The following is a 20,723-nucleotide window of genomic DNA, read 5'->3' on the forward strand; positions in this document are numbered from 1 at the left end:
CTTTGTTCGCTGTTACATCATGACGACGTCAAATTGTTCCTGACTGTACGCCGGTTCAGTCACCAGACTGATCTGTTTGCCAATAAAGACTTCGAGTTCAGCCAGACTGTGAAATTCATCATTGGTCAGCATATCGCGCACTGAAGGCGACACATAGACCATAAACTTGTCGGCCACGTAAGCCCGGTTGACCCGCACAATTTCCCGTAAAATTTCAAAACAGACGGTTTCCACCGTTTTCAGGCTGCCACGGCCTTTGCAAACCGGGCACTCCCCACAGAGCACATGCTCCAGGCTTTCACGGGTCCGTTTACGGGTCATTTCCACCAGACCCAGGGCTGAAAAACCATGAATATTGGTTTTGGTTTTATCGCGGCCCAGCGCCACTTCCAGGCTGTGCAGCACCCGTTTCTGGTGCTCTTCGCTTTGCATGTCGATAAAATCAATAATGATAATACCGCCCAGATTGCGCAGCCTCAATTGACGGGCTATCGCCTGAGTGGCTTCAATATTGGTGTTAAAAATGGTCTCTTCTAAATTACGGTGACCGACAAAAGCACCGGTGTTGACGTCTATGGTGGTCATGGCTTCGGTCTGATCGATCATCAGGTAACCGCCACTTTTCAGCATCACTTTGCGTTCCAGCGCGCGCTGAATTTCGTTTTCGACGTCAAACAGGTCAAACACTGGCCGCTCGCCCGGGTAATACTCCAGTTTGTCCGTCATTTGCGGCACAAACTCTTCGGTAAAGCTCAGCAATTGCTGGTAGGTCAGTTTGCTGTCCACCCGCACCCGCTCCAGGTCCGACCCGACAAAATCACGCAATATGCGGTAGGCCAGCGTCAGTTCTTCGTACAACATGGTTTCTTTGCGGGCGTTTTTTTTGCGCTTTTGCACCTTGGCCCAGAGTTTTTTCAGAAACTGCGCGTCTTGCACCAGTTCGTCTTCACCGGCTCCTTCGGCCGCGGTACGCACTATATAACCACCGGAATCATCCAGGCAGGTGCTGACAATGTCTTTTAAGCGCTGCCGTTCTGTTTCGCTGTCAATGCGTTGCGACACGCCGACATGGCCGGACCCCGGCATAAAGACCAGATGACGGCTGGGCAAGGTAATGTCAGTGGTCAGGCGGGCGCCCTTGGTGCCCAGCGGGTCTTTCACTACCTGCACCAGCAGGTATTGGCCTTCATGCACCAGCAGGCGGATATCTTTGACGGCATTGGGTTTGACGGACTCAGGTTCAGCAATGTGCAGTTCGCTGGAGATAATGTCGGATGCATGCAAAAACGCCGCTTTGTCCAGGCCAATATCGACAAAAGCAGCCTGCATGCCTGGCAACACCCGGCTGACTTTGCCCATATAAATATTACCAACCAACCCATGTTTGGCCTGCCGTTCAATATGCACTTCCTGCAGCACACCGTTTTCTATCAGCGCCACCCGGGTTTCACTGGGTGTGACGTTAATCAGTAATTCTGCGCTCATGCAGTCACTCCCTGTTGCGCCAGCAAAGTTTCAGTTTCAAACAAGGGTAACCCAACCACGGCAAAATAGCTGCCGCAAAGCCGGGTGACAAAACGACCCGCTTTGCCCTGAATGCCATAACCCCCGGCTTTGTCGGCCGGTTCACCTGTTTGCCAGTACTGCCGTATGTCTTCCTCCGACAAGGCTTTGAAGCTGACTTCTGTGCTCACCAATACACTTTCAGTACGTTCACCGCAGCACAAAGCGACCGCCGTACGCACCTGATGCTGACGACCGGACAACAACTGCATCATGCGCTGAAAATCAGCAAAATCCACAGGTTTTCCCAGCACCTGGCCATCCACTTCGACTATGGTATCGGCCCCCAGAGTGGGCAAAGGTGCGCTTTGGTTGGCATAACCGGCCTGCGCCTTCCCTTTGGCCAGCCGCGTCACGTAAGCTTGTGGGCTTTCCCCTGGGTACTGGCTTTCATCAATATCACCTTTGACCACCACAAAATTCAGGCCCAACTGGGTTAATAATTCACGCCGGCGCGGCGAGGCAGATGCCAGAGCAATCATGGAATACCTCAGTGGATTTTAAATTGCCGGCGGATACGGCGCAGCAACCAGAACAACCAGGGCCAGACCAGAGCACCGGTCAGCACGGGCCACAAATAGGCCGGGTTAAAGGTGACATCGGTCAGGAAGTGGCTGAGCCAGAATACCAGCAGATGGTTAAAGGCCAGAAACAGTGCAACCACCAGACTTTGTTGCAGTACCGAAAAGTTACGGATTTTCAGATGGTGCGACGAGCAGAAATAAATAATCACCGAATAGGCCAGTGCATTCACCCCCAGCACTGTCCCTGCAAGCACATCCAGCACAAAGCCTGTGACAAAAGCTGTCCCTATGGTAACCCGTAAGGGCAGCGCCAGCGACCAGTACAGCAACACCAGTAAAGGCCAGTCGGGTCGGAATAGTTTGACGATAGAATGCAAAGGCACCACGGCCAGCACCAGGGCAAACACCAGCGAGGCATAGACCAGATACAAACGGTTGGACTTATCCATCAATGGCCTCCGGCCGCTGCACCAGCCCCAACTTCTGGTGGTGCTATCTGCTGGTCAATTTCAGGTTTGGCTTTAGGCCAGACCAATAACACATAACGGATACGATCCAGCTGGGCATAAGGCCGGGCATACACCTGCAAAAACGGCTGTTGGGCGTCTTTGTTAATGCGCACCACTTCGGCCACAGGGTAACCTTCAGGGAAAATACCATCCAGACCAGAGGTGATCAGTTTGTCGCCTTGCTGAATATCGGCACTGTGCGGCAAATGAATCAGCCGCAGCTGTTCTGACTGGCCCATGCCTTCAGCCACCACATGGTCACCATTGCGTTCAATCCGCATCGAAATAGCATGGGTGGTATCGGAAATCAGTAAAGCACGGCTGCTGGTGGGCCCCACACTGACAATTTGCCCCAGTACACCTAAATCATCCAACAAAGGTTGTTGGGCCACTACGCCGTCGTTACTGCCTTTGTTAATGACGATCTGGTTGCTGAACGGATGGCTGTACACCGCCAGCACTTCGGCCACCAGGCGTTTGCTTTCGGTCACAGGCACAGAACCAAGCAAGGAGCGCAGTTTGTCGTTTTCCTGCTGTAAAAACTGAAAACGTTGCACCTGGGTGTTTTGCCGCAACAGGGTTTCGCGCAGTTTCTGGTTTTCTTGCAGCAAACGCTGGTGTGAGCTGAACTGGGCTGAGGCATCTGACAACAGCGCCTGCGGCAGGTTGGCCACGTAATACAAAGGGCTGACCAGCGCCGTTAAATAACTGCGCAGCTGGGTGGAACTGTCAGTAAATTTATCCAGCGCCATCAGCCCGACACTGCACAACACTGCAAAAAACAATCGCAGCGGCAGTGAGGGGCCACGCTCAAAGATAGGTTTCATTCAGAAGCCGCCGGGCTGTTTAGTCGTAACTAAACACATCACCGCCATGCATATCGATCATTTCCAGGGCTTTACCACCACCACGCGCCACGCAGGTCAGCGGGTCGTCAGCAACCACCACAGGAATACCGGTTTCTTCCATCAGCAGACGGTCCAAATCACGCAATAAGGCACCACCACCGGTCAGCACCATACCACGCTCAGAAATATCGGACGCCAGCTCCGGAGGCGATTGCTCCAGTGCCACCATGACTGCAGACACAATACCAGCCAGTGGCTCCTGCAGCGCTTCCAGAATTTCGTTGCTGGTCATAGTAAAACTGCGAGGCACCCCTTCAGCCAGGTTACGGCCACGCACTTCAATTTCCAGAATTTCATCACTTGGGTAGGCTGAACCGATTTCGGTTTTAATGCGCTCAGCTGTGGCTTCACCAATCAGGATGCCGTAGTTACGGCGAATGTAGTTGATGATGGCGTCGTCAAACTTGTCACCGCCGATACGCACAGAAGAGGAATACACCACACCGTTTAACGAGATAATCGCAACCTCAGTAGTACCACCCCCAATATCCACCACCATCGAACCTGTGGCTTCAGACACAGGTAAACCGGCACCAATGGCGGCGGCCATAGGTTCATCAATCAGGTAGACTTCACGGGCACCGGCGCCCTGAGCAGATTCACGAATAGCGCGGCGTTCCACCTGGGTAGAACCACAAGGCACACAGACCAGTACCCGTGGGCTTGGGCGCAAGAAGCTGTTGCTGTGGGCTTGTTTGATAAAATGCTGCAGCATTTTTTCAGTCACGTAAAAGTCGGCGATCACGCCGTCTTTCATCGGACGGATGGCTTTGATATTGCCTGGAGTACGACCCAACATACGTTTGGCGGCATGGCCTACTGCGGCCACGCTTTTCGGGCCCCCTGTGCGCTCCTGACGAATCGCCACCACAGAAGGTTCATTTAATACAATACCTTGGTCTTTAACGTAAATCAGGGTGTTGGCTGTCCCCAGATCGATAGACAGATCGTTCGAAAACAGGCCACGTAATTTGTTTAACATGGAACAGACTAATCCTTTTAACTAGGTGTGGTGACGCAAAGGCGGTCAAAAAATGCTGCTTATTTTAAGTAACAATTGGCCGGGAACATAGCTTTATCTTTGCTTTTGTCCAAATTAAACCAAAGCCACTGAAAAGCCAATTGTTTCGATGGATGGACCCTGAAAGTTGTTTAAAGTTTTGTCGGCACCAAAAAAGAATTGGGGTCAGAGTACTACTCTGACCCCAAATTAGTTCAGCTGTTCCTGCCAGTAGATTTGCCGTTTATTGCCTCGATAACGGCCAAACACCGCTTCGGCTGTCGGGTTTTGATTGCTGGTTCCGCCGGACCAGGGGTAACCCAGATACTCAATGTTGCCAGTATTCAGATCGTATTCCAGTGCAGCGCTGCCAGCCACGCCAGGTGCAGGTAACAGGATACTGCGCGGCGGATTCAGGCCATTCGCTATGCTTGTATTGCCCGATGCTGTGGTTACCACCCCGGTTACGGCAAGATGCGTGGCATCAATAGCGGTGCACTGGTCTTCAGCATTGCGCACAAAACTATTTGTCTCCTGATGCCAATACTGAGTCGCAAATTGTATCGGCAGGTCTTCATCTTCAGGGCCAAAGGCATTTTCAATCATCAGACGGCCATAACGAAACAGCAGCGGATTGCCAACAGCCACTGCCCCTATTGCCATATTGGACACTACATCGCGGCCGTCCATTTCATTGTGAGCTTTTAGCCCCAATTGCAACGAACTATAAGGCCCGTCCGGTTGCAGTGTCGCCAGTTTCGCAAAGCTCAGGTTCGACTGAGCCCAACTCCAGCGTCCATCCAGCCAGGAGGATGCGACAAAACCTGTCAGACGAGCCTGTAAATCGACCCCATTCCCTGCATTTTCAGCACGCAGCTGAATGCTCGCCGTACCGGTATATTGTTTATTGCTGGCTTGATTGTAATTGGTCAGCACAGTGGAACCATCTGTCGCCACAGCCCGCAATTCTGCGGAAGCACTGACGGCAGGCTGAGACATATAACTAAAACCACCAGCCACACAGCTATTGATGGCCGTGGGCGCACTGAGCACAAACCGGTCCGGATAAAAACGTCCGACCAGAACAGCCGGATTGGCCGATGCCGTGGAGCCTGCCCCCAGATAATCGTTGTCACTGATTTTACCGCTCAGATTCACTGAACCTGCCTGCAGCCAGCTAACCTCAGAGTTTTCAAAGCGCCCTGCGGTGCCACTCACCCCAGTAAAACCACCGCTACCCAACTGCATATCCGGGTTGGGTGTGCAAGGACTGATACCAGACTGACAACTGATGCCGGTGATCACAGGGTAAGCCAGGGTAGTTTGCAACCCAAGCTGCTCCGGTATTATCTCCTGGCCAAAATTCGGTGTACGGTTGCCTTCCCTGTTCAGTACATCCAGTTGCACTTTGAAGTTCTGTCCTGCCGCAACAAAACCACTGCCTGCAGAAGTGGTGGCCGGGTTTGCAGTCCCATCCAGTCGCTGCACAGCCGTCACGGCAATCCGGTCTGGTTTTACCACAAAGCTGTTCGATTCCTGCACCAGCGTCAGCGCAGGCTCATTGCCAGACGCAGCCAGTGCCAGCCGTGCATGCAGTTTCAGTTGCCCAACGTCAGAGTATTGAATGGTAAATTCAGTTTCTGCACTGCTGTTAAAGCTGCGGTTGATGCTGGTGTACTGACTGACTGAAGACGCTGGATTGGCCGCAATAGCTGTCGTGCCCAGAGTAAAACTCTGGCCAGTAATACAGCTGGTTGGATTGACACACTGATAACCAAATTGCACCGCACTTGTAGGGGTCACCCGCGCCACACAGGCTCCAGTGTTCGTATCGGTGCGTACCACCTGTAACTTCACTGTCGCCGGGCTGGCCAAACCGGCCACCTGATTCGGGATGGTACTGAATCGCAGCCCTGTATTCAGAAAACTATGGCTGCAGGCAGAATCTGTGGTTGTGCCCTCAAGGCAAACTGTTGCTGCACTGGCAGTGACGCTGGTCGCACTGATCCCCACGACCGAATCACCACTGTTGGTTTTACTCAGGTACTTGGTGGCCATACCATTGCTCAGCGTTACCTGATTGCCCCCCCCCCATGCTCCCCCGCCGCTTGCGCTGAGTGTGACCGTCACGGCATCGGTGTACCGGCTTGAGCAGCTTGCATCTGCACAAGCTTCAATCAGCACCGCAGAAGACTGGCAGGTGAGCCCTTGCACTGGGTAACTCAGACGAAAATGGTTCACCCCGGCAGGAGGAGGTGGTTCATCCTGACATAAAGGCTGCGGCTGCACTGTGTGGTAAGTACAGTCGCCGTAGATAGCGCTATTGGGCCAGTTGCCTTCGATGGTCTGCCAGGAGGTGCCTACAGTCACCGAACCATAGACTATCGAATCCTGCAGTTTGACCTTTTGCAGATCGTAATTGGTTTCACCATAGATATTGCCGTACAGTGTGCTGTCATTCAGCGTGACATTAAACCTGGCCTGAATGTTTCCTGTGTAGTCGGTGTCATTTAACACCACATTGTTCGGCCCACCGAGAATATTGGCGTTAATAGTGCTGTTGTTAAACTCCACCCGGTCAGCACCGCAACCGCTGCCTAAGTTTGGCGTGGTCTGAATGGTGCCTGAGGTCATGGTGGTATTGGTCAGAATGACATTGTTGCATCCCGACCTCAGGTCTCCAGCAATGGTGCCGCCAGTGACCTGAATGCCGCTGTGGCCGCTGATGCCATTGCCAACTACAGAGTTGGTGGTGGTTACTTTATTGGAAGTGCTGGTGACTTTGCCACTGACACTGGCATCGGTCAGCACAATATTGCCATTGGCCGTAATATTGCCTTCAAAAACAGTGCCTGTCGCCGTCAGGCTTTGGGCTGTGACTGTCACATTATTTTTCACCCTGCCGCCGCTCAGGGTAATGGAGCTGTTGGACGTACTCAGATTGCTGTGAAAGGTGGTATTGGTGGCGCTGATACCATTATTGGCACTGACGGCGCCATAGATGGTGGCTCCGTCCGCCTGAAAATTACCTGTCACGTTGACGGCCCCCATCACCAGGGTCCCGGTCATCAGCCGCACATTATTGCTGGAACCCAGAATGGAGCCGTACAGGGTCGAGCCTGTGAGCCGGGTGATATTGCCCCCCTGAGCTTCAAGATCGATGCTGTAACTGGCGCTGCCCAAAGTGACATTGGTTAAATTAAAACCGCTGTAAGACAGAATTTTAATAGCGGCAGTTGACGTGACTGTATCGCCGGATGCCAGCGAAAATGGCTGGCCCCAGGTACAGGTATAGACATTGCCACTCCAGCTGCCCTGATTGCCGCTGCAGAGGGCGGGTCTGTTTGGTGGAGTCAGGTTGTAGGTCGCAGCATAGGCCTGGGGCTGCATCAACCACAGCAGCCCACTCAGAGCGAAAAACAGCTGAGCTGACGGGAGTACTCTGATGTCTTTCATGATCCCCCCTACTGCCAGACTTCAATGGTGACAGTACGCTGACTGCTAATCGCGCCAGAAACACACTGCCCCTCGCTGGACAGCTGGTAGTGCACCACAGCGGAAGGCGTTGCACTTTCTCTGGCAGACTTGCAGTTCAGACGGTAGCTGCAACCAGCTAAATCCGCCGTCGACAAGCTTGTCTGCTCTGTCGCACTTCCGGTCAGCTGTCCTGCTCCCACCGCACAATAAGTTCCCGCGCCCGACACTGGGAACAGCTGAACCAAACCGGCTTCCAGCCCGGTCTGTGCCGCAAAAAAGGCCCGGGTTCCCAGTACTTCATAACTTACAGCTTCGGTGCTACTTTGCAGCATACGGGACAACGCAGCCACCAGCAGCCCCATCAGCACAATTACAAAAACTGCGACGAGCAGGGCACTGCCCCCCTGCCTCTGCCTTGCTGCATAGATCTCAGGGCACATTGGGCGTATGGATCTCCTGATTAAACACCAACACATCTCCCATGGCTGACTCAAACGCCAGCCGCAGATGAACGACAGAATTTCGTGTCAGCACCCGACTGTTATCATATTGAAAAGGCTGCTCATTGCGAGGGGGGCCATAAAATGCAGCACTTAAGTGTTCAGCCATCAGCATGCGTCCAGTCAAGGGCTGGTTTAACGCAGTACGCTGGTACCGGTAAAGCTCAGTCCCTTCCAGACAATAGGCCACAGGTAAGGAAAAAAAATACATACGCTGGCTCGGTGAATCGGTAGGAATGTCATTGAAACTGTAAGTCACTGTGAGGCTAGTTCCGCTGGCAGTGAAACTGAAGGACTCCGCCACCCGTGCTTCGCCATAAATATCCCTGCTGGCGTCTGTCGGGTAAATGGTCATCAATAATGGCTGGCTGTACCCTGTGACCTCAGTCCAGCCATCAGGGCTGACCAATGACACAGTGCCGGAAGCAGAGCCTGTAGCGACACCCGGGCTGTAACGACCCGCTTTAATCAGAGGGGCGAACTCAATGCAGTTTCGCCCTGAGTCAGTGAAAGTCCGCACACTGTTTGGCACCACGTTTCTCAGTTCCCGGCTCAGCCGCTCCACGGCAAAACGGCTGCTGCTCAGCAGTGCTTCACGGTCTGCCGCATCGGCATACATTTTTGCGCCCAGGCCCAGATAACTGAAACTGGCTGTCCCCACTATACCCAGCAATAGGATCACCAGTATTAATTCGACCAGGGTAAAACCGGACACTGACCTAGCCATTACCAGTTTCCCCTGTATGAGACAAAACCTATTGGTGAACCAGAAGGGGCGGTAATAGTCACCTGCACCTTTTTCAGTTGTGCATTCGCCAGCCCCAGTTCAGCACCTGCACAACTGACCAGCACAGCTGCGCTGTAACCTGCATACAGCTCATCCAGGCTTTGCTGCTGCCCTGCTCCGCCTGGGCTGGCGAGAATATCGCTGTCATTCAGGCTGAGCCCGTTAAAGTCATCCACATCATTAAAGCTGGTTCTGCTCTCGCCTGCTTCTGAGCCAAGGCTGTCACAGGCAGTGCATACAGTGCCATTTTCGCCGCAACGAAACTCACCACTGACACGATCGGAGTTCTGGTCAAAACTGCGGGCCATAATTTCATTGAGCAGGCTGTGACCCAGTTCTGCCGCCCGCACCTGATGCCAGGGGTCGGTGGATTGTTTGTACAAGGGCCCCAAAGCACCGGTAATGACCACCAGGGCAATACCCAGCACCACAATGCCAATAATAATTTCAACCAGGGTAAAGCCTGAGCTGGCTTTGCTTCGCTTCAGCATGGGTGAATATAGCCCTCTGATTCGATGCAGACCCTGCTCTGCACTGTGCCCTGAATTTCAAAACGCAGACCATTGGCGGCCTGGCTGAAGGTCGCTGGATTGCCGCTGACAAAACCAGGTTGGCCGTAGGCATTAAACCAAAACTCAGAGATCACCGAGCCCGCTGCTGTTTTGTGATTAAAAAGCCGGATCTGCACGCTGCCATCGGCAGGTGTAAGGCCCGCAGCCGCTAAATTAAACAGACGTTTTTGCGACGTGTTTTGCATGGCCTGAGTCTGACTCAGACGCAATAAAGAAATCAGGCGGTCCTGAATGGTGATTTCTTCCACCCCGGCCTTCCCGATAAAACGCGGAAAAGCCGTGGCGGCAAGAACAGCCAGAACCACGACAACAATAATCAGCTCCACCAAAGTGAACCCTTGTTGCCGTGTCAGCTTCGGCATAACTCAGTTAGTTACAGCCAGTAGTCACAACAGTCACTGTTGGTTCACCGTCGACAGTGGCGTCCTCTGCCGCTGTATATTCAACATAGCAGCCGTTATCTTCCAAATCTGCTGAGACAGCACCCATACGAATAACACCACGGGTTGTGATCGCACCTGCAGTGACTGCTTCGGCCACTAAACCCTCATCGGCATCTGCACTAAATACCCAACCTTCAGGTAATTCAACGACTGGAGTAAGATCTACCGCCACTGCTTTAGGATAACCAAATGTCAGATTGACAGCAGGGTTTGTAAGATCGCCGTCAATTCCTGTCGCACTGATTAAAGTAGCTTTGCCATAAACCATTTTGCTGGCAGTTTCCACGGATGCTTTCACTGTATCTAAGACAGCTTTGCGCGCATCACCCGAGAAATTCAAAAACCGTGGCGCGGCCGTTACAGCCAGAATACCTAAAATTACGATCACAATAATCAGTTCCACCAGGGTGAAACCTTGTTGAGCTTTATTGATAGTTTTCATACTTCTTCTACCTCTGATTAACTAAAACCGTTATGCCTTGTTTTTAAATACTGTCACGGCCCCTGTGGCCGGATTGTAGATAAAGCCGTTTAATAAATCGGTGTCTCCCGCAGCAGGAACAGCCGCCAACCCATTGGTCTGGTAGTAATAGCACTGACTGGAATCAACCTGAACAAAGAGGCTGGAGCCGGTAATATCGGCTAAGGCCACACCACCGCTGGTTTGCGCCACCGAAGTTGGTGCATTTTGCATAATCAGATTCAGCACATTGCGGCATTGCTCATGATCCATGCTGCTGATACGGCTGTCCGCTCTTGGCGTGCCCGTAGGGAAACCCGCCACCACCCCTGTGCCAGATGCCGCATTCACCGCCACCTGCACACCATCCACTGTCACAAAAGTGCCATTGGGTGATAAAGTGCCAGCATTATCAAAGTTTCCATTGGGGCGAGCAGCCACTTCCCACTGGCCGCGCACCAGGCCGACCGCAGAAGCGAAACCACCGGCAATACCGTCGATTGACGCATCTTCCGCCTGCTCAGTCACATTTAAAAAACGTGGCAGAGCCGTCACGGCCAACAGGCCCAGAATGATCACAACTATGATAATTTCAATAATAGTGAAACCACTTTGACGTTTCATTTTTTTCACTTCATACCCCTAGGTTATAAATTTATGGTTTTTGCGCATTCTAACCGGTCTTTGTGACCAAAGTTATAAATCTTTCAATTCAATTGCAACTTTTCTAACCTTTTTTATAAGCGTTCATCATGTCCCACATGGGTGTAAAGATCCCCAGCGCCAACACCAGTACCATGGCCGCCACAATGCAGATCAGAATGGGCTCAATTTTGGCCGTCAGACCTTTTAAATCATAGGCCACTTCCCGCTCGTAAAAACTGGCCACTTCACTGAGCATGTCATCGACCTGACCGGTTTCTTCTCCCACCGCCAGCATTTGCAACACCAGCGGCGTAAACAGCTCACTTTGCACCGACACCCGCAATAAGCTTTCGCCCCGTTCAATGTTTTTGCGCATCTCACGGATTTTGTCGGCCATATAATCATTGTCCACTGCTTCCGACACCAGGGTTAACGCCGAGGTTAAGGGGACACCGGCCCTGAGCATCATGGCAAAACTGCGGCTGAAACGGCCCAGGGTGGCGCGTTTGATAATGGAGCCCATCAGGGGCAGCCGCAGTTTCCAGTAACTCCACTGATAACTGCCCTGTGCACTGGCCACATAAAGTTTCAGTGCCCACACTGTGCCTGCCAGCGCGGCCAGCATCAGTTTCCAGTAATTGAGAAACAGATCGGAGCTGGCCAGCAGAAAGCGGGTGGCCCAGGGCAATTCAGTGCCAAAACGGGCAAACATGGCCGCAAACTGCGGGATCACCAGAATATTCATCAGCACCATAGCCACCACTATGGCGAATAACACAAAACTGGGGTACCGGGTGGCCTGCTTAATTTGTTTGCGGGTTTCCAGCTCCTGCTCGAAATAACCGGCCAATTGCAAAAAAGCTTCATCCAGCCGGCCGGTGTTTTCCCCCACATGCACCAGAGACACCACCAGACGGCTGAACATCTTCGGGTGCTGCGCCATAGCTGCAGACAGAGTCCGGCCTTTTTCCAGCTGCTCTGCCAAGTCGAATAACACCTTATTCAGGGCTTTTGAACTGGTGCTTTCGGCCAGGCCGACTATGGCACGAATAATGGGAATGCCAGCTTTGGTCAGCGAATACATCTGGCGGGCAAATACAATCAAATCGGCCAGACTGACCCGCTGCCAGGGCCAGACCAAGGCGGTTTTTTCCGGCTCATCCTGCTGCAACTGAATGCGGACAGGAATGTGGCTGCGTTTGAGCAGCAGGTCTGCCGCCGCCGCTTCGCTGCTGGCTTCCAGAGTGCCGCTGACAGACTGGCCTTGCCGGTCCCGCGCTGTGTAGCTATAGGTTGCCATCAGTCAGCCTGTAGCCTGTTCACCGCAAGCCCTTCATCCAGTTCCAGGTATTCGGACACTTTAATCACTTCTTCCAGACTGGTCAGGCCCGCCAGGGCATATTCCAGCGCCATATCCCCCAAAGGTTTAAATCCTTCGTTGGCACGGGCCGCCTGCGCAAAGCCATCCAGATCCTGACGCCGCAAGGCATCCGCCAGCTCGCGGTTCATCACCAGCAGTTCAAACACCCCAATCCGGCCTGAATAGCCGGTGTGATTGCAACTCTGACACCCCTCGCCGCGCCAGAACTGTTGGCCGGCAGCCATAGCTTTGTGCGCCAGCCAGCTCAGCTCAGCGGCATCCGGCAGGTAGGGCTTTTTGCAATGAGGACACAAACGCCGCACCAGGCGCTGCGCCAGAATAGCGCGCAGTGCGCTGGCCACCAGATAATCCGCCGCTCCCATATCAATCAGTCGCAGTGTACTGCTGACAGCGTCATTGGTGTGTAAGGTCGACAACACCAGGTGGCCTGTTAAAGCGCCACGCAGACCAATTTCGGCCGTTTCATGGTCACGCATCTCACCGACCATAATAATGTCCGGGTCTTGCCGCAGGCTGGTTCTTAATACATGACTGAAGGTCAGGCCAATTTTTTGGTTCACCTGCACCTGGTTAATCCGGGGCAGGCGGTATTCCACCGGATCTTCCACTGTAATAATTTTATTGCCGGACTGATTCAGTTCGCTGAGCATGCCATACAGGCTGGTGGTTTTCCCCGAGCCTGTGGGCCCTGTCACCAGGATCATGCCATGTGGGGTTTTCAGAATACGCCGCAGCCTTTTCAGCAGCGGCTCCGGCATACCGGTTTGCTCCAGGGTCAGCAGACCGGCTGACTGGTCCAGCAAACGCATCACCACCGACTCACCGTATTGCACCGGCATGGTCGACATCCGCACGTCTATGGTGCGACCTTTAATTTTGATCTGAAAACGGCCGTCCTGTGGCAAACGTTTTTCCGAAATATCCAGCTGTGCCATCAGTTTCAGCCGCAGTACCAGCGCTGGCACAATGGACACTTCTTTTAACACGTTTTCCTGCAACACACCGTCGACCCGCTGACGGATCCGCAACAGTTTTTCGTCCGGTTCAATATGAATGTCCGACGCCCGCACCTGCACTGCGTCTTCAAAAATCGACTGCAGTAATTTGACAATGGTGTTGTCACTGTCGGTGGGGTCGTTCAGCGCACCAAAATCCAGCTCTTCAGTTTCGGAGTATTCCTGTTTCAGCTGGGTGGCAAAACTTTCTATCTCTTTGGTGCGGCGGTACAAACGGTCAAAGGCGCTGATTAACTGAGTTTCCGGCACTATCGCAATGGCGATATTTTTGGGTGCCAGCATAGGGGCTATCTGGTCCAGCACCGACAAATCCGCCGGGTCACTCATCCCCAACAACACTTCATTGCCCCTATCTTCCAGCACCAGAGCACGGAAACGGCGGGCATGCACTTCAGGCAACAAGGCCACGGCTTTCGGGTCGATCTGGCGCTGGCGGATATCCAGCAAGTCCACTTTCAGTTGCTGCGCCAGAAACCGCAGCAGTTGATCTTCGGACAGCAACTGCAGGTCAATCAGACTGCTGCCCAGCTTGCGGCCGGTCTTTTGCTGTTGTGCCAACGCCTGCTGCAGCTGGGCTTCACTAATGATGCCCTCGTGAACCAGCAAATCGCCCAAGCGCATTTTGAGTTTGGGTTTAAGCATCTGTTACTCCAGTTCCGCAATGCGGCTACGGACAAAATTCAGGCTGTCAGCCGCCAGATTTTGCCCCTGCTTTTCAGCCTGACGGTAAGCCAGCAATGCTTGTTCCGGTTGGCTCATTGCATCAAAACTCAGTGCCATGCCCAGCCACCAGCGAGCCTGCTGCGGCTGTAAACGGGCCAGCTGCTGAAACAGACTGACCGCCTGGGCATGCTGACCGGTTTTCTGCAATGCCGTGGCTTTAAGCGCATAAAAATCCGGGTAAAGGCTGAGCTCAGGTTCGGTGTTTAACAGACGTATGACGTCTGGCCAGCGCTGTTGCCTGACCGCAAGAGCGGCCAGCGCCATGACCAGCGCCGGATCCGTGACGCCCCATTCCAGCCCCTGCTGCAGTGCCTGCTCAGCCGCAGCGAAATTGGCCTGCAATTGCCAGAGCCTGGCCTGTTGTAAATAGGTTTCGGCCTCTGTCGGCAGCACTGTGCTGGCTTTTTGCCACAGCTGCAGTGCCAGGGCCGTCTGGCCTGCACTTTCAGCTTTACGGGCCTGCTGGCTCAACAGCGCCAGCTGTTCTGCCGGACTTAACTGCACTTTTTCAATGGCAAGGTGGGTACTTTTGGCAACAGGTTCAGGAGCCAGCGCAGACTCCTGCAGCCAATCAGCATCAGGTTCGTCCTGCTCAGTCCCCACAGTCTCAACTGCTGTCACCTGTTGCTCAGCCTCAGCAGGAACTGCGACCAGCGGCGCAGAATCTGGCATTGCCGGCGGCTCTTGAGCCACACCTGGGGCAACAGCCGCAGACTGAGGCTCTGCAGCCAAAGGCTCCGTCAGGGCTGGCGCCGTATTTTCTGCCTGAACGGTTTGGACCTCCGCAGGCTTCGCAACAGGTTGTTGCTGCAGAGGCTCTGCTGTTGCAGCCACTCCAGGCAAGGGACTTAACTGAGCAGGCGGAGTTTGCTGGTCAGCCACCACAGGCATGGCTTTGCGGACCTCGTCGCGGGAAAACCAGGCCTGACCCCACCAGCCCGCCAGCAAAGCCAGCGGAATAATCAACCAGGGCAACCAGTTCAGTCGTGTGCTGTTTTGCAGGACCAGCGGGCTATGGCCGCGTTGCTGTTGCTGCTTGTCTAAATCACGCAGCATTTTATTGATCACACTCATAACCAGCCCGCCCACCTGACATAAGCCGCAGCACCAACCATGGCACCTGCCAACAGCAGCGGCAGCAGCCAGCGTTTTTTGTGACCCGGACTCAGTTGTACATCTTCAGTGTCTTTGGCGGCATAACGCAGATGACTGCCACTGATTTGAAATTTATGTTCGCCAAACGCCAGCATCAGGCCTTTGTGGCACAGTACATTGACCAGCCTCGGCACTCCCCGGCTGTAACGCCATAACGCCTTCAGCGCCGAATCAGCAAATAAAGGTTGCATTACACCTGCAATTTCCAGCCGGGCCCGGACATAAGCCCGTACTTCCTCAAACGACATGCCCCGTAAATGGTAAGAAAAACTGACCCTTTGCCTGAGCTGACGGAATTTGTGGCTGGCCAGACGCTCATCCAGCTCTGGCTGGCCGAACAGCACCACCTGCAGCAGTTTGCGCTGCTCCGTTTCCAGATTGGTCAACAGCCGCAGCGCTTCCAGCGTATCATCCGGCAGCGCCTGGGCTTCATCTATTACCAGTATGGCTCTTTTGTCCTGACCGGCCAGCATCATCAGATGCCGCTGCAGCAGTTGCCCCAGCTGCTGATGATCAATATTGTCTGAGTGTTTTAAACCCAGTTCACAGGCGACTGCCCAACGCAGTTCGGACGGTGACAGGAAGGGATCCGGAATGTAGGCAACCACCCAGTCGGGCTGGGCCTCGTTCAGCAGTTTGCGGCATAACATGGTTTTCCCAGTGCCGACTTCCCCTGTGACTTTGATAAAACCTTCGCCTGCCTGCAGTGCTGTGGTCAGTACCTGCAAGGCCTCGTGGTGCTGCGGCAGGTCCACGTAAAAAGCGGTATTCGGCGTTAAACCAAAGGGACTTTGCTGCAGACCAAAATGCTTCAGATACAACATGGTCAGTTCTTCTTCGGATACCACTGGTCAATCAGCTCGGCAGATTGCTGCACCTGCTGCTGCATCACACCTGAGCTGACCACAGTGGGTTTGATCAGAATGATCAGTTCTTTTTTACGTTCTACTTTGCTGACCCGGCTAAACAGTTTACCCACCACAGGCACAGACCCCAGAACAGGCACTTTCGACTCGGAATCTGTGATGGTCGACTGCATCAGGCCGCCAATCACCACAATCTCACCATTGCGGGCTTTGATAATGGTGTCGGACTCCCGCACATTGGTCTGGGCAAAATCCACCTGAATATCCTGGCCAGAATCATCCCGGCCTATGGAACGCGGCAGTTCGGTAGTTTCACTGACCGAAGGGTGTACATGCAGAATGACCTCATTATTCGGGCTGATCTGCGGGGTGACATCCAGGGCTATGCCCGAGAAGATAGCCGAATATTCAGCCGTGGCCTGCTGCACTGTGCTGCTGGTGCCCCCTGTGGAGGCATACCCCGGGTTAACCCCGACGGCAAAATAGGCGTCAGTGCCCACTTTGATCACCGCTTTCTGGTTGTTAATGGCTGTGACTCTGGGGCTGGACAACACCTGGGCATTGCCCTGACTTTCCAGCAGTTCAATGACACCGCTAAAGTCCGGGCCACTGAAATCAATGCCGGTACGGCCACTGGCCGTTGATGCCGAGCTGCTGACCACGCCAAAGCCGGACGTGCTGAAATTAAAGTCGGTATTGCCAATGGAACCGGCAATTTCAGACCAGTTAATGCCTTGCTGGTAGTCGTCATTCAGCGTCACTTCGACAATTTTGGCTTCCAGCACCACCTGACGCTGCAGGCTTTGTTCGGTTTGCCCCAGGTAGGCTTTGACGGCGGCAATTTCAGCCGGCATTGCCCGTACCGTAACCAGACCAGCCTGAGGGCTAATCACCACAGCCCGGTTCTGACCTGAACCAATAATGCCGGTAATGGCCTCTTTTAAATCTTTCCAGAAATCGGTTTTATTGGAGCTTTGAATCGAGCTGCCAGCAGTCTGGCCAAATTGTGATTGGCTGCTGTATTCACTGCCATTATCAGTTTGCTGTAATTGAGATGACCGACTGTATCCGCTATTGCTGCTGTTATTGTTGCCTTCCGCAGCAGAAATACCACCTGCGGTCACCTGCAATGACGAGTTACCGGAGCGTTGCATCAGCAGATAATTCACCGCTATGGTTTCAGTCCGCAAGCCACCTGGCATCACTTTGTAAATCTGGCCGACCTGCTCAATATGAAAACCATAGAGTTGCTCAACCACCGCAAAAGCTTCCTGCAGTGTCACCTGTTTCAAATCCAGTGTGATCTGGCCTTTCACTGCAGGGTGCAGTGCCACACTGTAGTCCGTGTCGGCCACCAGCGAGGTAAAAAAGTCGCTGACATCCACATTGGCTGCGGCCACATTAAAACGCGGTAACACCGGAGCGGCCATCTGCATCGGACTGGTCATCGCCAGTAAATCCTCAGTCACGCTGTCTGGCACAGTCGCAGCTGGTTTGGCTACAGGAGCCGCGGCTTTGGCCAGCTCGGCACTGGCTTCCCTGGCAACCTTGCTTTGCTCCAGCCCCTGGCATCCCAGTAAGCTCAGGCAACTTAACGTGATCACTAAGCTTGTTTGTTTAATCATTGGTTTTCATCGTTTTAAACAGCTGTAAAATTTTTTGCTCTGACCCCTGACGCAACACCACCTGTTGTGGCTCAATGGCCTGCACTTTCCATTCGCCCAGACTGTCGCCCTGGCGCAGCGTCTGACCGTTAATCAGGGCTATCGGCTTGCCCTGCACTGTTCTGATCAGGCTCAGTTTCAGCTCAGGACCCGCCTGCTCTGCCTCAACCGGCGCTTCGGTCGCTGTGCTAAGCCTGAGCTCAGGTTCTGTCGGGTCTGGCATGGCCTGAACCAGAACACTGATGCACAGCAGACTAAAGCTTAATATAACTTTCATTGTCACTTACCGTTAACAAGTCCAGAGTTAGTTCTGCATTGGGATAGTCGGTCACTTTATACTCCAGCTGCTGCCAGCCCAGGGACCAGGGCAACTGATCCAACCGGCGCAGTACTTCAGTTAAAGCCGGGTAGGTTCCTGCCAGCACCACCACAGTCGAATGACGATACACTACAGCTTTTTGCTCAGACGCGGAATCCGCAAAGGTCAAAGGCACCGGAGGCGTCACTTTAACCTGTTTCACAACAACCTCGTCACTGCTTTTCAAGACGTCCTGCAGCACCACCGCCATTCGCTCTGAACCAATAAAATAGCTGGTCAGCGCTGAAATACGCTGCTGCAGCTGCAGTTCTTCCTGCTCAAGTTGCTGGATCTTTTCTCTTAAACTCAGGTCAGGATCAACCCCTTCCTGCTGAGTCAGGGTCTGGATTAACTGTTGATTCGCATTGAACTGGCTGGTCAGGCTCTGTACCTGCTGCTGATCTTTCCACTGCTGTTCCAGACCGGGCAGCAGCCACTGCAGCAGAAACAGCCACAGACATAACAACACAGCACCATAAAGGGTGATTAATTTTTCTCTCGGCTTCAGCGCCCTGAATTTTTCCTGCCACAACAGCCATTGATTCATGGTGCATCCCCTGCGGTGGTTTCAGCTGCTGTGGCTTTTTCTGACTGCACCACAAAAGACAGGACCTGACTTTGATGTTGTTCAAGCTCGAACTGGGCAAAACTCTGGCCTTTAAAAAACGCATTCTGCCCCAGTTGATTCAGCCAATAAGGTAATAGATCCGCCTTCAGCACATAGCCTTTAAAGGTACTGCTTTGTGCCGACAGCTTAAAGGACGTCAGCCAGAATCCCTGCGGATCAATCTGCGCCAGATAATCAAACACAGGCCCATATTTTACTGCGGTCTTTTTTTGCTCGTTCTGAACAAAGTTCAGCAGTTTATTTTTCTGAGCCAGCATCTGACTCAGTTCACTGTGCTGCTTTACCAGTAAAGGGGACGGAGTTTTCGCCTGCAGCCTGGTGCGCAGTTGCTCAATCTGATGTTGTTGTGCCGCAGTTTTCTGCTGCATCGCCGCCAGTTCTTCAGTAAGCGACGCCGCACGGTAATCCAGCACCAGCCCCAGCAGTGTCAGGACCAGCACCAGACTGAGCACAGTCTGCAGCACCAGTTTCAGGCTGACTTTCTCCCGCTCCGGTTGGATCGCCTGGGTATAGAGGTTAAGGCGTAACTTCATCTGACGCCTCCACAGCGGCCATCACAGGTTCTATCGCCCCCGCCAGCGCCTGACCATAGCGCTCAAAATCATCCGCGTTGATCTTCAGTTGCAGGGCATCCGCAGTGACACTGAACACCTGAGTAAAACCATTCTGACTAAAGAGCTGCACTATCTGCTGCTGGTGAGGTCCACTGAGCCAGAGCCCTATTTCCCTGACCGGAGCCTGTTTGAGCTGGCCTTCGAAAAAATCGATAGAGCGTTGTAACTCCAGTAACAAATTGTCAAACAGCCCTTGTTGCAATTCATCCGGGCTGAATTGATCCAGCCGGTTAAACCCCCGCAAACGCCGGGAGAAGTACAGGCTGCCATTTTGAATGATCTGCACGCTGAGGTCCTGCCCTGGCTGGTGACAAACCAGCATGACCGCATGGCTCTTTTTGGGCAATAAATTGCGCGCCAGCCATTCTTCGGGCTGAATACCAGTCAGCTTGAGTTTGTTTTGCACAAACAAAGCCACCAGTTCTTTTAACCAGCTTTTTGAGCTGACCACCACATTCACTTTGGCGCTTTGCAATTGGTTTTGCAGTGGCAGATCCAGATAATCCACCACCAGGTCATCATCAGGCAAAGCCACTAAATCTTTGATAGTCCAAGGTAAAGCCAGCATCAGCTCTTCAGGTGGTACCGGAGGTTTATCAATCTGCAGCACCATATAACGTTCAGGCGGGATCACTAAAGTGCAGTCACAATGAGGGGGGAGTTTTTCGGCCAGTTGGCGAAAGATCGGAGCCAGTTGGGCAGGCCCCGTCACGGCAAAGCTAAAGTACTGAGGATTCGCCCATTGCCCGGCCAGATGTTGCACCACAGCCACTTTTATTTGTTGGGGTGACCAGTGAACACCGGCATAATAGCCAGCTGGCTTCTTTTTAAGGTTCAGGCGTTCCAACCAGGCTGCTAACATAAATGCAAATACTACCCTTCACTTAATCCAGTTATTGCAACGCTACGTTATCACAGAAACGATAAAAA

21 protein-coding genes are annotated in these 20,723 nt (G+C 53.2%); all 21 read right to left on the reverse strand.

The window, feature by feature from the left end; translation table 11 throughout:
• Window positions 1-12 precede the first annotated feature (12 nt).
• The 21 genes from rng to WKJ03_RS07150 all read right to left on the reverse strand — a co-directional run bounded on the left by rng (window position 13) and on the right by WKJ03_RS07150 (window position 20,655).
• Window positions 13-1,485 carry a ribonuclease G gene (rng, locus tag WKJ03_RS07050; RefSeq protein ID WP_337841470.1) on the reverse strand — a complete coding sequence of 491 codons (1,473 nt, stop codon included), beginning with the start codon at window positions 1,483-1,485 and terminating at the stop codon, window positions 13-15.
• Window positions 1,482-2,045 (reverse strand): Maf family protein, encoded by a 564-nt coding sequence (locus WKJ03_RS07055; protein WP_337841471.1) that lies wholly within the window; start codon window positions 2,043-2,045, stop codon window positions 1,482-1,484. The genes rng and WKJ03_RS07055 overlap by 4 nt, the downstream gene beginning before the upstream one ends.
• Window positions 2,046-2,053: 8 nt before the next feature.
• Entirely contained in the window at window positions 2,054-2,536 is a 483-nt protein-coding gene (gene mreD / locus WKJ03_RS07060; protein ID WP_337841472.1) for a rod shape-determining protein MreD, read from the reverse strand.
• Complete coding sequence (gene mreC, locus WKJ03_RS07065; RefSeq protein ID WP_337841473.1) at window positions 2,536-3,423, reverse strand: rod shape-determining protein MreC; 888 nt, start codon at window positions 3,421-3,423, stop codon at window positions 2,536-2,538. Before mreC ends, mreD begins: the two co-directional genes overlap by 1 nt.
• Window positions 3,424-3,442: 19 nt before the next feature.
• A complete protein-coding gene (locus tag WKJ03_RS07070) occupies window positions 3,443-4,486 on the reverse strand; it encodes a rod shape-determining protein (protein WP_046521342.1) in 1,044 nt (347 codons plus the stop codon).
• Window positions 4,487-4,714: 228 nt separating this feature from the next.
• Window positions 4,715-7,960 (reverse strand): polymer-forming cytoskeletal protein, encoded by a 3,246-nt coding sequence (locus WKJ03_RS07075; RefSeq protein WP_337841474.1) that lies wholly within the window; start codon window positions 7,958-7,960, stop codon window positions 4,715-4,717.
• Between the two features lie 8 nt (window positions 7,961-7,968).
• A complete protein-coding gene (locus WKJ03_RS07080; protein ID WP_337841475.1) occupies window positions 7,969-8,421 on the reverse strand; it encodes a type II secretory pathway component in 453 nt (150 codons plus the stop codon).
• Window positions 8,411-9,208, reverse strand: coding sequence for a prepilin-type N-terminal cleavage/methylation domain-containing protein (locus WKJ03_RS07085; RefSeq protein WP_337841476.1), 798 nt, complete (start codon window positions 9,206-9,208; stop codon window positions 8,411-8,413). Before WKJ03_RS07085 ends, WKJ03_RS07080 begins: the two co-directional genes overlap by 11 nt.
• Entirely contained in the window at window positions 9,208-9,759 is a 552-nt protein-coding gene (locus tag WKJ03_RS07090; RefSeq protein WP_337841477.1) for a prepilin-type N-terminal cleavage/methylation domain-containing protein, read from the reverse strand. The genes WKJ03_RS07085 and WKJ03_RS07090 overlap by 1 nt, the downstream gene beginning before the upstream one ends.
• Complete coding sequence (locus WKJ03_RS07095; protein ID WP_337841478.1) at window positions 9,753-10,202, reverse strand: prepilin-type N-terminal cleavage/methylation domain-containing protein; 450 nt, start codon at window positions 10,200-10,202, stop codon at window positions 9,753-9,755. The genes WKJ03_RS07090 and WKJ03_RS07095 overlap by 7 nt, the downstream gene beginning before the upstream one ends.
• 7 nt (window positions 10,203-10,209) lie before the next feature.
• A complete protein-coding gene (locus WKJ03_RS07100) occupies window positions 10,210-10,725 on the reverse strand; it encodes a prepilin-type N-terminal cleavage/methylation domain-containing protein (RefSeq protein ID WP_337841479.1) in 516 nt (171 codons plus the stop codon).
• A 30-nt stretch (window positions 10,726-10,755) separates the two neighbouring features.
• Complete coding sequence (locus WKJ03_RS07105) at window positions 10,756-11,367, reverse strand: prepilin-type N-terminal cleavage/methylation domain-containing protein (protein WP_337841480.1); 612 nt, start codon at window positions 11,365-11,367, stop codon at window positions 10,756-10,758.
• 103 nt (window positions 11,368-11,470) lie between these two features.
• Window positions 11,471-12,688, reverse strand: coding sequence for a type II secretion system F family protein (locus tag WKJ03_RS07110; protein WP_337841481.1), 1,218 nt, complete (start codon window positions 12,686-12,688; stop codon window positions 11,471-11,473).
• The gene (locus tag WKJ03_RS07115; RefSeq protein ID WP_337841482.1) at window positions 12,688-14,427 is read right to left on the reverse strand and encodes a GspE/PulE family protein; all 1,740 of its coding nucleotides are present in this window, start codon (window positions 14,425-14,427) and stop codon (window positions 12,688-12,690) included. Before WKJ03_RS07115 ends, WKJ03_RS07110 begins: the two co-directional genes overlap by 1 nt.
• A 3-nt stretch (window positions 14,428-14,430) precedes the next feature.
• Window positions 14,431-15,582: a hypothetical protein gene (locus tag WKJ03_RS07120; RefSeq protein WP_337841483.1), complete on the reverse strand. Its 1,152-nt coding sequence runs from the start codon at window positions 15,580-15,582 to the stop codon at window positions 14,431-14,433.
• Window positions 15,579-16,511: an AAA family ATPase gene (locus WKJ03_RS07125; RefSeq protein WP_337841484.1), complete on the reverse strand. Its 933-nt coding sequence runs from the start codon at window positions 16,509-16,511 to the stop codon at window positions 15,579-15,581. The genes WKJ03_RS07120 and WKJ03_RS07125 overlap by 4 nt, the downstream gene beginning before the upstream one ends.
• A complete protein-coding gene (gene mshL, locus WKJ03_RS07130) occupies window positions 16,490-18,154 on the reverse strand; it encodes a pilus (MSHA type) biogenesis protein MshL (protein WP_337841485.1) in 1,665 nt (554 codons plus the stop codon). Before mshL ends, WKJ03_RS07125 begins: the two co-directional genes overlap by 22 nt.
• The gene (locus tag WKJ03_RS07135) at window positions 18,147-18,470 is read right to left on the reverse strand and encodes a hypothetical protein (protein ID WP_337841486.1); all 324 of its coding nucleotides are present in this window, start codon (window positions 18,468-18,470) and stop codon (window positions 18,147-18,149) included. The genes mshL and WKJ03_RS07135 overlap by 8 nt, the downstream gene beginning before the upstream one ends.
• Window positions 18,448-19,098, reverse strand: a complete 651-nt coding sequence (locus WKJ03_RS07140; RefSeq protein ID WP_337841487.1) for a hypothetical protein — start codon at window positions 19,096-19,098, stop codon at window positions 18,448-18,450. Before WKJ03_RS07140 ends, WKJ03_RS07135 begins: the two co-directional genes overlap by 23 nt.
• Window positions 19,095-19,712: a PilN domain-containing protein gene (locus WKJ03_RS07145; protein ID WP_337841488.1), complete on the reverse strand. Its 618-nt coding sequence runs from the start codon at window positions 19,710-19,712 to the stop codon at window positions 19,095-19,097. Before WKJ03_RS07145 ends, WKJ03_RS07140 begins: the two co-directional genes overlap by 4 nt.
• Entirely contained in the window at window positions 19,696-20,655 is a 960-nt protein-coding gene (locus tag WKJ03_RS07150) for a hypothetical protein (RefSeq protein ID WP_337841489.1), read from the reverse strand. Before WKJ03_RS07150 ends, WKJ03_RS07145 begins: the two co-directional genes overlap by 17 nt.
• Between the last annotated feature and the right edge of the window lie 68 nt (window positions 20,656-20,723).

Source organism: Rheinheimera sp., from assembly GCF_037442525.1.
GTDB lineage: Bacteria > Pseudomonadota > Gammaproteobacteria > Enterobacterales > Alteromonadaceae > Pararheinheimera.

Excerpts from the sequence above, each read along its gene's own strand:
- WKJ03_RS07120 (WP_337841483.1), bottom strand. The coding sequence starts at position 15,582 with ATGAGTGTGATCAATAAAATGCTGCGTGATTTAGACAAGCAGCAACAG.
- WKJ03_RS07095 (WP_337841478.1), bottom strand. The coding sequence starts at position 10,202 with ATGCCGAAGCTGACACGGCAACAAGGGTTCACTTTGGTGGAGCTGATT.
- WKJ03_RS07145 (WP_337841488.1), bottom strand. The coding sequence starts at position 19,712 with ATGAAGTTACGCCTTAACCTCTATACCCAGGCGATCCAACCGGAGCGG.
- WKJ03_RS07080 (WP_337841475.1), bottom strand. The coding sequence starts at position 8,421 with ATGTGCCCTGAGATCTATGCAGCAAGGCAGAGGCAGGGGGGCAGTGCC.
- mreC (WP_337841473.1), bottom strand. The coding sequence starts at position 3,423 with ATGAAACCTATCTTTGAGCGTGGCCCCTCACTGCCGCTGCGATTGTTT.
- WKJ03_RS07135 (WP_337841486.1), bottom strand. The coding sequence starts at position 18,470 with ATGAAAGTTATATTAAGCTTTAGTCTGCTGTGCATCAGTGTTCTGGTT.
- WKJ03_RS07070 (WP_046521342.1), bottom strand. The coding sequence starts at position 4,486 with ATGTTAAACAAATTACGTGGCCTGTTTTCGAACGATCTGTCTATCGAT.
- WKJ03_RS07085 (WP_337841476.1), bottom strand. The coding sequence starts at position 9,208 with ATGGCTAGGTCAGTGTCCGGTTTTACCCTGGTCGAATTAATACTGGTG.
- WKJ03_RS07140 (WP_337841487.1), bottom strand. The coding sequence starts at position 19,098 with ATGAATCAATGGCTGTTGTGGCAGGAAAAATTCAGGGCGCTGAAGCCG.
- WKJ03_RS07100 (WP_337841479.1), bottom strand. The coding sequence starts at position 10,725 with ATGAAAACTATCAATAAAGCTCAACAAGGTTTCACCCTGGTGGAACTG.
- WKJ03_RS07105 (WP_337841480.1), bottom strand. The coding sequence starts at position 11,367 with ATGAAACGTCAAAGTGGTTTCACTATTATTGAAATTATCATAGTTGTG.
- WKJ03_RS07150 (WP_337841489.1), bottom strand. The coding sequence starts at position 20,655 with ATGTTAGCAGCCTGGTTGGAACGCCTGAACCTTAAAAAGAAGCCAGCT.
- WKJ03_RS07110 (WP_337841481.1), bottom strand. The coding sequence starts at position 12,688 with ATGGCAACCTATAGCTACACAGCGCGGGACCGGCAAGGCCAGTCTGTC.
- mreD (WP_337841472.1), bottom strand. The coding sequence starts at position 2,536 with ATGGATAAGTCCAACCGTTTGTATCTGGTCTATGCCTCGCTGGTGTTT.
- rng (WP_337841470.1), bottom strand. The coding sequence starts at position 1,485 with ATGAGCGCAGAATTACTGATTAACGTCACACCCAGTGAAACCCGGGTG.
- WKJ03_RS07090 (WP_337841477.1), bottom strand. The coding sequence starts at position 9,759 with ATGCTGAAGCGAAGCAAAGCCAGCTCAGGCTTTACCCTGGTTGAAATT.
- mshL (WP_337841485.1), bottom strand. The coding sequence starts at position 18,154 with ATGATTAAACAAACAAGCTTAGTGATCACGTTAAGTTGCCTGAGCTTA.
- WKJ03_RS07055 (WP_337841471.1), bottom strand. The coding sequence starts at position 2,045 with ATGATTGCTCTGGCATCTGCCTCGCCGCGCCGGCGTGAATTATTAACC.
- WKJ03_RS07075 (WP_337841474.1), bottom strand. The coding sequence starts at position 7,960 with ATGAAAGACATCAGAGTACTCCCGTCAGCTCAGCTGTTTTTCGCTCTG.
- WKJ03_RS07115 (WP_337841482.1), bottom strand. The coding sequence starts at position 14,427 with ATGCTTAAACCCAAACTCAAAATGCGCTTGGGCGATTTGCTGGTTCAC.